The organism is Candidatus Darwinibacter acetoxidans, assembly GCF_041936445.1.
In the GTDB taxonomy this organism is placed as follows: domain Bacteria; phylum Bacillota; class Limnochordia; order Darwinibacteriales; family Darwinibacteriaceae; genus DTU010.
On record NZ_JBHGXH010000298.1, the window covers coordinates 1 to 12,464 of the forward strand.

The following is a 12,464-nucleotide window of genomic DNA, read 5'->3' on the forward strand; positions in this document are numbered from 1 at the left end:
TCCACGTCAACCATCTGGATCTGATTTCTTCTGTTACCTGCTTTGTCAAGCATTCCCATCACCATATCGATTTTAGCATAAACCAAGAACCCCCGCGATCCATAAACCATGGAAAACGCAGGGGTTTTTCGACAGTCTGAAGCCCCGGCCTGAGCCGGGGCTTTGCTGTCTTTAGATGATACCCAGTTTGCGCCCGACCTTCTCGAAGGCGTCCAGCGCGTACTGGAGATCTTCCTGGGTGTGCTCCGCTGTAACGATGGTGCGCACCCGGGCCTTGCCCCTGGGCACCGTGGGGTAGGCGATTCCCTGGGCGAAGACCCCCTCCGCGAACAGCTCATCGGCGAGCTGCATGGCTTTGCGCTCATCACCCACGATCACGGGGATAATCGGGGTCTGGCTCTTGCCGGTGTCGAAGCCCAGGTTCCTCAAGCCGGAGCGGAAGAACTCGGTGTTCGCCCAGAGCTTGTCGATGAGTTCCGGATGCTCCAAGAGGATGTCGATGGCGGCAATGCAGGCCGCGGTAACTGCCGGTGGATGGGTGGTGCTGAACAGCACGGGACGGGCCCGCTGCACCAGGTAATCGATGAGTTTCTGGGGACCGGCAACATAGCCTCCCAGCACACCGATGGCCTTGGAGAGGGTACCCACCTGGATATCCACCTGGCCGTGGAGATCGTAGTGATCCACCGTTCCCCGGCCGTTGCGCCCCAAAACGCCGCTGGCATGGGCATCGTCCACCATGACCGCCGCGTCGAATTCCTTGGCCAGTTTCACCACTTCCGGCAGGGGAGCAATATCGCCGTCCATAGAGAAGACGCCGTCGGTCACCACCAGCTTGCGGCGGCCTTCCACTTCTTCCAAGGCTTTGCGCAGGCCGTCCATGTCGGCATGGGGATAGACCTTGATCTGGGCCCTGCTCAGCCGGCAGCCGTCGATGATGCTGGCATGGTTCAGCTCATCGCTGATCACCACATCCTCCCTGCCCAAAATGGCCGCGACTGTACCCGAGTTGGCGGTAAAGCCGGACTGGAAGACCAGACAGGCTTCCACGTGTTTGAACTCCGCCAGCTTCTTCTCGAGCTGTCTGTGCAGCTCCATCTGGCCGGCAATGGTGCGCACCGCACCCGAACCTACGCCCAGCTCTTCGGTGGCCTTGATCGCCGCTTCAATCATCTTGGGATGATTGGTCAAACCTAAGTAGTTGTTGGAAGAGAGGTTGACCACCGATTTGCCGTCAAACACACTGCGGGGCCGCTGCCGGCCTGCTAAAGTGCGGGGCTCACGGTACAACCCCTGATCTTTCAAACTCTGCAGTTCCTCATCCAAGAACCTAAGTGCATCCATTCGCCTTCACTCCCATTTGGAAAATAATAATCGCCAATGCCTGGATGTGACTTCAGCAGTGCTGCCTCGCTGGAAAAACGGGAGCGGCCCTAGCCTGCACCGCCGCCCACTTCACCTGTGACATGCAGCGTTCTCCTCCACAGCAAGGGATTTTTTTCACACATAGTTCTTCCATTTTCCCATGGCAATATCCTGCCTCCCTCAAAGGAATTACCACGATGAACCAGAATATATTCAGCCATTCACCTTACGAGGAAGGGGTGCCGCAGCAGTGGAACAGTTAGCAATAATCGGTGCAGGTCCCGGTGGAACAGCCTTATTGAAAACCTTTTTGCACACTCCCGGTATCAAAATCCTGGGCATAGCAGACCTGGATCTCCAAAGCCCGGGCATTCAGCTGGCTCGGAAGCACGGCATATTTACCACCAGAAACTTCCATGACTTACTCAGCAAGCCGGGGAAAAAGATAGTCTTCGACGCCACGGGAAACGCGGCGGTAGCCGCTGAGCTGGCCTCTGCCGCCTCGGAGACAACTGTGGTGGTTCCCCCGGAGGGAGCTAGACTGATCTGGGAGCTGGTGACAGCAAGGGAACAGGTCAACCGCCAGCTCATGGCCGAGTCCAGCAGCCTGCTCACCTTCATCGAGCAGGGCTTAGCCCATATCGAGACTCTCCACAGCCAGCACGGGCAGGTGCTCAAGGAAGTGGCCGATGAGATCCGCGCCCTTTCTGAGCTGGCCGCGGAAAGCCAATTGCTAGTGCAGGAGGCCGAGGCGGTCATGGGCATTATCGGCAACGTGGCGACCCAAACCCGCATCCTGGGCATCAACGCATCCATTGAGTCGGCCCGCACCGGGGAACTGGGCCGGGGCTTTGCGGTGGTGGCCGATGCCATCCACAAGCTTTCCGCCAGCACCATCAACTCGGTAAGCTCAGTGGACGCAGCCATGGAGAAGATGCGCGGCGTGCTGGAAAGCATGGCCAGCAGCGTACACAAGGTGGTGCAGGAGGTCCAAGAAGTCGAAGCCCAGCAAGGGCAACTGGCGCAAGAGCTCCACACTGCCCTGGAAGAAATGGTGCGCAGCGCGGAAAGGCTGGCAGAACTAGCTGGAGAGAAGCAGAAAAGAAGCAGCCTGGAGGCATAAGCCTTCAGGCTGCTTTTCCTGCTTGGGTTTCCCGACTAGCGCCACAGCAGGCCGCCGATGTTGGGATAGCCGAACTCCCGTCTCAGATCATCCAGTTCCTGAAAGGAGTCCATGATCTCCTCACGCTTTTCCACGGCTACCCCCAGGGCCAGGGCCTCGGCGATGAGCGTGGGCATAACTAGGGATTGGAAGACGCCCACGGACCGTCCTGCCACAGGCAGCACGTAATCTGCACCCGCCCGCAGCCCGGACACACTGCTGTCCGTAATCAAGATCGTGGTGTTTCCGCACTTTTTGGCCCGTCTCAGAAAAAACTGCCGCTCTCTAGGGGGCCTGCCCAATCCGCACACAACGGCCGCGCCATCGCGGGGCAGGTTCAGCACCGCATCGAAGAAGTAGCGCCCGCTCTCGTTAATGCGGGTCACCCGATACCCGAAGCGGCGAAAGCGGAATTCCAGAAGATAAGTTAAGGTCGCTGAAGCCCCTTCCCCATACAGGATCAGCTCCCGCACGCTGGCCAGTTTCTGCACTGCCGCCGCATAGTTGAGGGCCAGTTCCTCCGTGATCAGCCGGCTGGCCTGTTCTCCTTCCATCTCCAGAAGCTCGCGCAAAACCTGGGCGGATCCGCTGAACATCTCAATCCGCCGCTCCAGCTTAGTCGCGGTGGTCACCGAATCGCGAAACTCCTCTTGAATCTTCTCCTTGAGTTCAGGAAATCCAGTGAACCCCAGCTTCCGCGCAAATCTGATGATGCTGGCAGTACTAACGCCCGACTGTTGGGCTATCTCTTCCAAAGTGGCAAAGGCACATTCCGACAGATGCTCCAAAATGAAGGCCCCGAGTGCTTTCTGCGTCTTAGTGAGCTGATCCATGTTCGCGTTGATCAACTTCCGGAGGTCTTCGGCTGTCACCGGGCTCCTCCCCCTTCCCATGGGCTTGCAAGCGGTCTCTCCGCGCCAAAGCGCAGAACCCGCCCATTAGGTTATCGTATACCACTTCAACGCTTCTGGCAACAAAATGGCGCCGTGGAAAGTGGACGCAGCTTCGCGCACAAACTCAGCTAAACGGCTCTCGTAAACCTGATCGAAGTGAAATAGATAGAGCGTTTCTGCAGCCAGATCCCTGGCGCAGCGCCCCGCGTCCGCGGCTGTGGAATGGCCTTTGCTGCGCGTCGCTTCCCCCACCTCTTCCAAGGTGGCAGCCTCATGAATCACCACCCTGGTGGGGCCCAGCACAGGACCCAGTTCTGGGCAGTAACTTGTATCGGCCGAGTAGAACAGCTGACCTTGGCTGTTCTGAAGAACTTGGAATCCCACCGTGGGAACGCTGTGCTCCATGGCCACCCAGCGCAGCGAGAGATCCCTCCAGCTGTACACCTCACCTGGCGCGACTTCCCTGAACTCCAGGGGGAACATCCCCTTTTTCTCAGGCAGGGCGAACAGCTCCACAAGCCTTTCGGCCGTATCCAGGGCCGCGGGCAGCCCGAGGATAGTCAGGGGCTTGGTGCGCCCCAGCAGCCACATCTGGTGGAGGAGCGAAGGCAGTCCGTAAATGTGATCGATGTGCCCATGGGTGATTAAAACAGCAGCCAGGTTCTGGGGGTCGAATCCCAGCTCCCGCAGCTTGCCGCAGGCACCGCCGCCCACATCAACGAGCAGCCCTTCTCCGCCGCGCTCCAAGAGCAGCGAGGCATTATCAGACCCTTTCAGCTGCACAGCGCCGCTGTAACCCAAAAAGGCAAAGCGCATCAGGCCGCCGCTCCTTTCCTCTTTTTGATGTAAGCCGAAAGCCAAGGCCACATCAGGCTGAGCACGGTGACCAGGAAGAGCGCGGCAAAAATGGGACGGGAGAAGAAGCCAAAGAAGTTTCCTTGGTACAGCACCAGACCGCGCCGCAGCTCCGCCTCGAACATGCCCCCCAGCACCACGCCTAGAATCATGGGCACTAACGGCACGTCCGTCTTTTTGAAGATGAACGACACTATGCCAAAGACCACGGCCACGCCGATGTCAAACGCGTTGATGTTGATGGCGTAGGCACCCACCACACTCAATACCAAAACGATGGGCATGAGGATAGCCGGGGGCACCTTGAGGATGTTGACAAAAAGACGGATGCCGCCGATCTGGTAGATCACCATGAAGATGTTGGCCATGAAAATGGCTAGAAAGATGGTGTACATAAAGGCGGACTGGTCCCTAAACAGCAGCGGCCCCGGGCGCAAGCCGAAAATGGTGAGCGCGCCCAGAAGCAGGGCGGTGGATCCATCACCGGGAATGCCCAAAGTCAAAGTGGGAACCATGGCTCCCCCCGTCACCGCGTTGTTGGCCGTCTCGGGAGCAAGGATCCCATCTGGGGCTCCTTGGCCAAAACTCTCTGGATGCCTAGAGATCTTCCGGGCCCGTTCATAGGCCAAAAACACCGCGATGCTGGCCCCGGTTCCTGGAAGCACGCCTATACCTGTACCGATCAGAGCTGCTTCCAAAATGGTCCGCCCATACTCCCACAGCTCTTTGAGGCTGGGGAATATTTTTTCTTTCTTGAATGCCCTGACCTGACCCATCTGCGATTCATCGGATGCCGACACCAGCACCTGACCAATCGCGTACATGCCAATCAAGACAGGTACCAGGGAAATACCACTCATCAGATTGGGATTGTTGAAAATGAAGCGTCCCGAGCCGGTGAGGGGATCAAAGCCCACCGTACTTACCATCAATCCCAAGATACCGGCGATGAGCCCCTTGATCATGTTTTTGCCAGACACCGTGGCAATCAGCGTCAAGCCCATGAGGGCGAGTCCGAAGTATTCAGGTGGGCCAAACGACAGTGCCACCTTGGCCAAGAATGGAGAAACCAGCACCAAAACCAAAAGGCTGAACATGCCGCCAATGAAAGACGCGGTTACAGCCAAACCCAAGGCTCGGCCCGGCTCACCGTTTCTAGCCATGCCCTGCCCGTCGGCCACGGTGGCTATGGCGTTGGGATTGCCCGGGATCCCCAGCAGGATGGCGGGAATGGACGCACCGGTTACCGCGCCCATATAAACTCCAAGTAAGGTAGCCATGCCCAGCTCTGGCCCGAGGGTGATGCAGAGTGGAAGCATGATGGCAATGCCCATGGTGGCAGTTAAGCCGGGCAGTGCGCCGACGACAATTCCTAGAACCGTACCAATACTAATCCAAAGCAGTGCACTGAAGTTGAAGACTGCTGCAATGGCTGTTCCCAATGTTTCCCACATAGTCTATACCCCCAATGCATCCAGTAAAGGTTCGGGAAACTGCACGTAGAACCACCGACTGAAGATGAAAGAAAGGGCCAAGGAAAGCACCAGATAGGTCAGTGTCAGCAGCCAGTAGTTGTATTTCTTATTCGCGATCACCCTGGTGGTGCAGAGCAGCAGGGCGGTGGAACTGAGCACAAAGCCAAGGCGCGGGATCAGCCAGGCATAGGCCACGGCCAAGCCAGCAGTCACCACTGACTTCAGGGGCAGCCCCGCGCTTTCCCCTTCCTCCGCTGTCTTCCTGGCTTCCAGGATCGTTCTGATGATGAGCGCGATGCTCAAAATGAGCAGCAGGCTTCCATAAATGAGCGGAAGTGCCCGCGGCCCAACATCAACGGGGTGAGTCGCCCCGCGGCGGATTTGGCCGGCTACCACAAGGTACCAGATGGAAAAAACGCTGAGACCCACACCCAGCCAAAAGTCGTTCTGCCTTAAGACCTTCATGACAACCCCCTCATCTTGTTAAAAGGGGTACTCTAGGTACCCCTTTTGCTGCTGGTCGTTACTCAAGACCGATGGCCTGTACCAAATCTGTGAAGAGCTCTTCCTGATCCCGCACATACTGATCCAGCTCTTCCCCGGCCAGGAACAACTCGATGAAGCCATTGCTCTGGGACCAGGCGATCCACTCGGGATCGTTGACCACCTTGTGGAAAGCTTCCACTAAAGCGGACTTGATGTCTTCAGACAGGCCGGGAGGTGCCGTAACCATCCGCCAAGACCCTTCGGGGATTCCAGTCCAACCGAATTCAGCAACGCAGGGAACCTCCGGATAGAGCACGGTCCTTTGATCACTCATGACCAACAGGGGTCTGAGCTCCTCCTCGTAACCGATCAGCTCTGACTGGGAGAAGATACCTCCATCAATGTGTCCACCGATAATGAGGGCTCTCATCTGCGCACCGCCATCGGCAGGTACAATGTTGAAGTTAGCACCGGTGACCGAGTTGATGGCTGCGCACACCATGTAGGTTGTGGTGTTCACACCGGCATTCCCCAAGCTGATGGCCTGCTCATGGGTGGCGGCAATCAGCCCTTCAATGCTCTGATACGGAGAATCTGCCCGCACCGCCAAAACGAAGGGATCAAGGTTGATCCTGGCAATGTTGGTGAACTCATGGGCAGGATATTGGGTGGCCTGGAGGACACTGCTCACCACAAGATGCGCTCCGCCTAGGCCTAGGGTATACCCATCGGGGCGAGAATTGTACACGAAATTCATGCCGATACCGCTTCCGGCTCCAGGCCGGTTGTCAATGATAAAGCGTGTTCCCAAATACTTCTCTGCGAATTGAGCCAGCTGACGCCCAACTACGTCCGTTGCTCCACCAGGATTGAACGGAATGACAAAAGTGATATTGCGAGTGGGGTAGGCCATGGCCAGCCCTGAAAGAAGCAGCAGAAACGCTACAGCCAATACCAATACTCTCTTCCGCATAATGTACCTCCTTAGTTGTTCCATGCTTAGGCCCGGGTCCTTTTATTGTGTGAACACGGCTTTAGGTATTCGCCGGATCTTGAATATTTTCTGCTAATTTGTATTATTTTTTTCACCCGTCGTTGCCCGATGTAAAACAGCCCGAGACCTGAATGGATGCCAAAACAAAAAGACAGCCCTAAGGCCTAAACCTTAGAGCTGCCTCCTCATGTTCGAAAATGGGGTGAGTAACCGGATTCGAACCGGCGACCTCCAGGGCCACAACCTGGCGCTCTAACCAGCTGAGCTATACCCACCACGATTCATGGCGCGCCTGGCAGGAATCGAACCTGCGACACTCGGATTAGAAGTCCGATGCTCTATCCCCTGAGCTACAGGCGCCAGAGGTTTCAGAATGGAGCGGGTGATGGGAATCGAACCCACACCACCGGCTTGGAAGGCCGGGGCTCTACCATTGAGCTACACCCGCACGAACTGGTCGGGGCGAGAGGATTTGAACCTCCGGCCTCCTGCTCCCAAGGCAGGCGCGCTAGCCAAACTGCGCCACGCCCCGCCGCATTCCCAGACTGACATTCACAATATTACCACAACCCCCTCGGCTGTGTCAACCGCCTTTCTGGGCTCGGCTTACCCTCTCCAGGATTTCCAGCATGCCCCGCATGGCCCGGGAGCGATGGCTGATCCGGTTCTTCTCCTCGGGGCTCAGCTCAGCAAAGGTACGGCCCAGCTCCGGTACGATAAAGAGGGGATCGTAACCAAAACCGTTGCTGCCCCGGGGTGCATAGCCGATCACACCCCGGCAGACCCCTTCGGAAAACTCCACCTCCTCATCTGGAGAGGCTAGGGCCATCACGCAGCGGAACTGCGCACCCCGCTGCTCCAGGGGCAGATCGGCGAGTTTCCTCAGGAGCAGCTCGTTGTTGCGGGCATCTCCCCCACCTTCCCCGGCAAAGCGGGCCGAGTGCACGCCTGGGGCGCCCCCCAGGGCATCGACTTCCAGGCCCGAGTCATCGGCCAATACCCATTCCCCGAGCTTTCTGGCGGTTTCCACCGCTTTTTTCCGGGCATTGGCGTGAAACGTTTCCCCATCTTCCTCCACGGGGGGCAGATCCCCCACTTCCCCCAGGCCCAGGACCGGAAAGCCCAGGTGGGCTGTGAGCTCCTTGATTTCCCTGATCTTGTGTTGATTGTGACTTGCCAAAACCAGCCTGAATGCCATTTATTGTCCCCCGAACTTCTTGGATAGATCCTCCATGAGCAGGGCCTTTTGGATGTCCATCAGTTCGAAAATACCCTTTTCCGCCAGGTTCAGCAGCTGTTCCATCTCCTCGCGGCTGAAGGGCCTGCCCTCCGCGGTGCCCTGCACTTCCACGATCCGGCCGCTTTGGGTCATGACCACGTTGAAATCCACTTCGGCGGCGGAGTCTTCCCCGTAGTTCAAATCCAAGAGCACTTCTCCGTCCACGATACCCACGCTCACCGCAGCCAGGTACTCCTTAACCCCCACATCGACGCCCTCCAGCTTGCGCAGGGCATCGGAGAGGGCAATAAAGGCCCCGGTAATGGAGGCGCTGCGGGTGCCGCCATCGGCCTGGATGACATCGCAGTCCAGCCAGATGGTGCGCTCACCCAGGGCCTTCAGGTCCACAACCGCGCGCAGGGCGCGGCCGATGAGGCGCTGGATTTCATGGGTGCGCCCGCCGATCCTGCCCCGGGTGGACTCCCGGGGATTGCGCTCCGCAGTAGCCCTGGGCAGCATAGAGTATTCCGCAGTAATCCAGCCTTCGCCCGTACCCCGCAGGAAAGGGGGCACCTTATCTTCCACCGTGGCTGTGCAGATCACCTTGGTGTTCCCCACTTCGATGAGCACAGAACCCTCGGCGTACATGTTGACATTCCGTGTAATCTGAACTGGACGCAGCTCATCATGGCGGCGCCCGTCGGCGCGAACAAAGCTCATTTAGTTACCCCCTTCAGCAATTGCCTGCCGGTACTTGGCCACCCCTTGTTCATAGAGATTATTGCCCTGGGCGTCGATGGCCACAATGACCGGAAAGTCCTCCACCACCATGCGGTGCACGGCCTCCGGCCCCAGATCCGGATAGGCCACCACCTCAACTTCCTTAATGTGCTGGGCGATCAGCGCTGCTGCCCCTCCCACCGCGGCGAAATAAACGGCCTTGTGCCGCTTCATGGCCTCAATCACTTCCGGACTGCGGCCGCCTTTGCCGATCATGCCCTTGAGGCCCAGCTCTAAAAGGGGCACGGTCAGGCCGTCCATGCGCATGGAAGTGGTGGGGCCCGCTGAACCTATGGGCTTGCCGGGCTTGGCCGGGGTGGGGCCTACATAGTAGATCACAGCCCCCTCGATGGGAAACGGCAGGGGCTGGCCTTCCCGAATCAGCTGCACCAGCCTCTGGTGGGCCGCGTCTCTGGCGGTATAGATCACACCGCTGAGGGCGACTTGATCACCGGCCCGCAGGGTCTCCACGTTCTCCAGGGGCGTTGTCAGACGAATCATGCTCACTTCTCCACCTTTCTATTTATTCAGCTCATGCACCAGCTTGCGGAAGTGGGCCCCCCGCTCCATGAAATCGGCATACTGATCATAACTGGCGCAGGCCGGCGACAAAAGCACGCAGTCGCCTGGCTTGGCCTTGTTTTTGGCCGCGGCCACCGCCTGCTCTAGATTTTCCACCACCTCTAGGGAGAAATCCCCTAGAGCCAGGACTGCCTCGCGGATCTTAGGCGCAGTGGCGCCCAGGAGCACCAGGTGCTTCACCCGTCTGTGCACTCCCTCAGCCAAGGGCGCAAAGGACAGCTGTTTATCGTAACCGCCGGCGATGAGGATGATGGGCTCGGAAAAGGACTGCAAAGCAGCGAGGGTCCTCTGGGGTGTTGTGGCAATGGAATCGTTGTAGTAGCGCACCCCGCCGTACTCCGCCACAAACTCCAGGCGGTGGGGCACCCCCTGGAAGGTCCTGCCCACTTCAGCCGCGGCCCTGAGGCCGGCCCCAGCGGCCCGGCTCAGCACCGCGGCAGCCAAGAAGTTGGCGGCGTTGTGTTCCCCCCGCAGCTGCAGCTCGGAGCGCCTAAGGATGGGCTCTTCCTCTCCGTCCTGGACATAAACCAGTTCTGCACCCTTGAGGTAAGCTCCGTCCCTTACCTTATTCTCCATGCTGAAAAAGAAAACCTTTCCCGAGGCTTCTTCCCCCATGGCCCTGGTTACCGGATCGTCGAAATTGAGGACCAGGAAATCCCCTGGGCCCTGGTGGAGATAGATATTCCGCTTGGCGGCGATGTAGTTTTCCATGGTACCGTGGACATCCAGATGGTTTTCGGCAAGATTGGTGATCAGCGCCCCATGGGGACTAGCAGGGAGATCCTCCAGCTGGAAGCTGGACAGCTCCAAGACCACCTTGTGCTCCGGGCTCAAGCGGGGCAGCTCTTCGATCAGAGGGTTCCCGATGTTCCCCCCGATCACCGCCTTGAGCCCCGAGGCCCGCATGATCTCCCAGGCCAAGGTGGTGGTTGTGGTTTTGCCGCTGCTGCCTGTAATGCCGTAGATGGGCGCCGGGCAGTAGCGAAAGAACAGGCTGATCTCGCTTTCCAGGGGCCGCCTGCGGGCCGCTTCCTGCAGCTGGGGCAGGTGCTTGGGCACTCCGGGGCTGACGAAGACCGCATCGAACTGGTCCAGGTCTTCCAGATACCCGGGGCCCAAAACCAGCTCCACATCCAGGGCCTCCAGCTCGGCCAGGCGCCCACCCAACTGCGGACCCGTCTTCTGATCCCGCCCGCTGATCTGGGCTCCCGCCTCCTTGAGGAACCTAATCAAAGCGGTGTTGCTCACCCCAAGGCCGATGACGGCGACTTTCTTGCCCTGCCATTCCTCTTTAATCCTCTGCTGCATCAACTGCCCTCCTCCCCCCATGGCCTTAAGCGCACCGGCGGAAGCTTTTCCCCCAGGATCAGCTCCGCGGTGGCCCGGAAGCGCTCGGGTGCGGCACTGACCCAAAACTCATCGGTACCTTTCCCGCCTTCCCCATCGGCCCAAGCTTCCTGCACCCGGCTGGCCACCGCCGGTGCGGGATCGATCACTGAAATCTCCCCGCCCACCAGCTCACCAATGGGCTCCGCCAGGAAGGAGTAGTGGGTGCAGCCCAAAAGCAGCGCCTCAATCCCCTGGGTCAACAGGGGATCTAAGTACCGCAGAAGGGCAGCCCGCACCTTGGGGCCGGCGATTTCACCCGCTTCCACCAGGGGCACGAGCTCAGGGGCGCTCTGCATCAGGACTTCAGCGCCAGGCAGGGCCTCCTCCAGGGTCCGGGCGTACACGCCGCTGCGCACAGTGGCCTCGGTGGCCAGCACCCCAATCCGCCTTTTGCCAGCTGCAGCCGCTGCTTGGGAGACTCCTTCCAACATGCCCACAACAGGAAGCTGCACCAGGTGTTTGAGCCTGGGCAGCACAACCGAACTGGTGGTATTGCAGGCCACCACAATAGTCCGGCAGCCCCTGCTCTGCAGAAACGCAAGGCTGCCGTTAAAATACTCCAGGAGCTGGTCGGGGCTCTTATCGCCATAGGGGAGGTGCGCGGTGTCACCGAAATACACGAAGGGCGCACGGATCCTGCTGCACAGCTCCCGCCAAACCGAGAGCCCACCCAAGCCCGAATCATAAATACCGATGGTCAAAGCCTATTCCTCCAACTGGTACACGTTACAACACGCTGGCTCCCAAGGCGGAATAATCCGGCCGCAGGGCCCTCCGCAAATTGAGGTGGCCGGCCAGCGTATCGATGACCTGGTTTTCCACGAGAATCTGTACCTGCTCCACACCGGCCAGGACGGCCAGGCTGTTGACAATGCTGTAGACAGTCAAAATCTCGCCGGTGCTGCCGCCGGGGTGGTTGGTGACTAAGTGATGGCTGAAGCTCACATACAGGGTTCCGCCAGCCTGGCTGTACCCTAAGACAGCTGTTTCCGCGGGAAGCGCGCCTACCAAATGCTGGAGCGAAGGGCCCGCCAGAAGACGGGCCAGCACGCTGTCAATGGTGGGGCTGCCCTGCTGAAACTCCGGCGCCAGCAGGCCGTTTTCCCGGGAAGCAAAGTAGACAGGGTAGAAAGGCTCGGCAGGATCAAGCGCAGCAGGCACAACCTCCCCATCGGAAGCCGGCCAGCCGATGAGGACGCGAACCGCCAGGACCGCCAGGACAGCCGAGAGCAGTCCTGCCAAGATGCGCTCCTTCTTCATTATG

At 58.9% G+C, this 12,464-nt stretch carries 13 protein-coding genes and 4 tRNA genes; 1 reads left to right on the top strand and 16 read right to left on the bottom strand.

Translation table 11 applies throughout. The annotated features are described in order from the left end of the window. Positions 1-171: 171 nt before the first annotated feature. Positions 172-1,344: a glycine C-acetyltransferase gene (locus tag ACE4YL_RS11745; protein WP_461360185.1), complete on the bottom strand. Its 1,173-nt coding sequence runs from the start codon at positions 1,342-1,344 to the stop codon at positions 172-174. A gap of 271 nt (positions 1,345-1,615) precedes the next feature. Between ACE4YL_RS11745 and ACE4YL_RS11750 the strand changes: the two genes are divergently transcribed. Further along, positions 1,616-2,488 carry a methyl-accepting chemotaxis protein gene (locus ACE4YL_RS11750; protein WP_461360186.1) on the top strand — a complete coding sequence of 291 codons (873 nt, stop codon included), beginning with the start codon at positions 1,616-1,618 and terminating at the stop codon, positions 2,486-2,488. Between the two features lie 35 nt (positions 2,489-2,523). Here ACE4YL_RS11750 and ACE4YL_RS11755 read toward each other — a convergent pair whose 3' ends face one another. From ACE4YL_RS11755 to ACE4YL_RS11825, 15 genes are all read right to left on the bottom strand, one after another. Beyond that, positions 2,524-3,399: a MurR/RpiR family transcriptional regulator gene (locus ACE4YL_RS11755; RefSeq protein WP_461358353.1), complete on the bottom strand. Its 876-nt coding sequence runs from the start codon at positions 3,397-3,399 to the stop codon at positions 2,524-2,526. Between the two features lie 66 nt (positions 3,400-3,465). After that, positions 3,466-4,236: an MBL fold metallo-hydrolase gene (locus ACE4YL_RS11760; RefSeq protein WP_461365241.1), complete on the bottom strand. Its 771-nt coding sequence runs from the start codon at positions 4,234-4,236 to the stop codon at positions 3,466-3,468. Beyond that, the gene (locus tag ACE4YL_RS11765) at positions 4,236-5,729 is read right to left on the bottom strand and encodes a tripartite tricarboxylate transporter permease (protein ID WP_461365600.1); all 1,494 of its coding nucleotides are present in this window, start codon (positions 5,727-5,729) and stop codon (positions 4,236-4,238) included. The genes ACE4YL_RS11760 and ACE4YL_RS11765 overlap by 1 nt, the downstream gene beginning before the upstream one ends. Before the next feature lie 3 nt (positions 5,730-5,732). Further along, positions 5,733-6,215, bottom strand: coding sequence for a tripartite tricarboxylate transporter TctB family protein (locus tag ACE4YL_RS11770; RefSeq protein WP_461359996.1), 483 nt, complete (start codon positions 6,213-6,215; stop codon positions 5,733-5,735). A 58-nt stretch (positions 6,216-6,273) separates the two neighbouring features. Continuing rightward, positions 6,274-7,209, bottom strand: a complete 936-nt coding sequence (locus ACE4YL_RS11775; RefSeq protein ID WP_461359997.1) for a tripartite tricarboxylate transporter substrate binding protein — start codon at positions 7,207-7,209, stop codon at positions 6,274-6,276. A 219-nt stretch (positions 7,210-7,428) separates the two neighbouring features. Next, positions 7,429-7,505: transfer RNA gene (locus tag ACE4YL_RS11780), tRNA-His, on the bottom strand. Between the two features lie 9 nt (positions 7,506-7,514). Further along, positions 7,515-7,590 (bottom strand) — tRNA-Arg (locus ACE4YL_RS11785). 14 nt (positions 7,591-7,604) lie between these two features. Then, positions 7,605-7,678 (bottom strand) — tRNA-Gly (locus tag ACE4YL_RS11790). Between the two features lie 6 nt (positions 7,679-7,684). Further along, positions 7,685-7,762: transfer RNA gene (locus tag ACE4YL_RS11795), tRNA-Pro, on the bottom strand. Positions 7,763-7,813: 51 nt separating this feature from the next. Beyond that, positions 7,814-8,428, bottom strand: a complete 615-nt coding sequence (locus ACE4YL_RS11800; protein ID WP_461359182.1) for an XTP/dITP diphosphatase — start codon at positions 8,426-8,428, stop codon at positions 7,814-7,816. Next, on the bottom strand, positions 8,429-9,169 hold the full coding sequence (gene rph / locus ACE4YL_RS11805; protein WP_461359181.1) for a ribonuclease PH: 741 nt from the start codon (positions 9,167-9,169) through the stop codon (positions 8,429-8,431). Beyond that, positions 9,170-9,730, bottom strand: coding sequence for a Fe-S-containing hydro-lyase (locus ACE4YL_RS11810; protein ID WP_461359180.1), 561 nt, complete (start codon positions 9,728-9,730; stop codon positions 9,170-9,172). Between the two features lie 18 nt (positions 9,731-9,748). Beyond that, positions 9,749-11,119 carry a UDP-N-acetylmuramoyl-L-alanine--D-glutamate ligase gene (gene murD, locus ACE4YL_RS11815; protein WP_461359179.1) on the bottom strand — a complete coding sequence of 457 codons (1,371 nt, stop codon included), beginning with the start codon at positions 11,117-11,119 and terminating at the stop codon, positions 9,749-9,751. Further along, positions 11,119-11,901, bottom strand: a complete 783-nt coding sequence (murI, locus tag ACE4YL_RS11820) for a glutamate racemase (protein ID WP_461359178.1) — start codon at positions 11,899-11,901, stop codon at positions 11,119-11,121. The genes murD and murI overlap by 1 nt, the downstream gene beginning before the upstream one ends. 25 nt (positions 11,902-11,926) lie before the next feature. After that, positions 11,927-12,460, bottom strand: a complete 534-nt coding sequence (locus ACE4YL_RS11825; protein ID WP_461359998.1) for a GerMN domain-containing protein — start codon at positions 12,458-12,460, stop codon at positions 11,927-11,929. Positions 12,461-12,464: the final 4 nt, after the last annotated feature.

Excerpts from the sequence above, each read along its gene's own strand:
- ACE4YL_RS11745 (WP_461360185.1), bottom strand. The coding sequence starts at position 1,344 with ATGGATGCACTTAGGTTCTTGGATGAGGAACTGCAGAGTTTGAAAGAT.
- ACE4YL_RS11760 (WP_461365241.1), bottom strand. The coding sequence starts at position 4,236 with ATGCGCTTTGCCTTTTTGGGTTACAGCGGCGCTGTGCAGCTGAAAGGG.
- ACE4YL_RS11765 (WP_461365600.1), bottom strand. The coding sequence starts at position 5,729 with ATGTGGGAAACATTGGGAACAGCCATTGCAGCAGTCTTCAACTTCAGT.
- ACE4YL_RS11770 (WP_461359996.1), bottom strand. The coding sequence starts at position 6,215 with ATGAAGGTCTTAAGGCAGAACGACTTTTGGCTGGGTGTGGGTCTCAGC.
- ACE4YL_RS11775 (WP_461359997.1), bottom strand. The coding sequence starts at position 7,209 with ATGCGGAAGAGAGTATTGGTATTGGCTGTAGCGTTTCTGCTGCTTCTT.
- ACE4YL_RS11800 (WP_461359182.1), bottom strand. The coding sequence starts at position 8,428 with ATGGCATTCAGGCTGGTTTTGGCAAGTCACAATCAACACAAGATCAGG.
- rph (WP_461359181.1), bottom strand. The coding sequence starts at position 9,169 with ATGAGCTTTGTTCGCGCCGACGGGCGCCGCCATGATGAGCTGCGTCCA.
- ACE4YL_RS11810 (WP_461359180.1), bottom strand. The coding sequence starts at position 9,730 with ATGATTCGTCTGACAACGCCCCTGGAGAACGTGGAGACCCTGCGGGCC.
- murD (WP_461359179.1), bottom strand. The coding sequence starts at position 11,119 with ATGCAGCAGAGGATTAAAGAGGAATGGCAGGGCAAGAAAGTCGCCGTC.
- ACE4YL_RS11825 (WP_461359998.1), bottom strand. The coding sequence starts at position 12,460 with ATGAAGAAGGAGCGCATCTTGGCAGGACTGCTCTCGGCTGTCCTGGCG.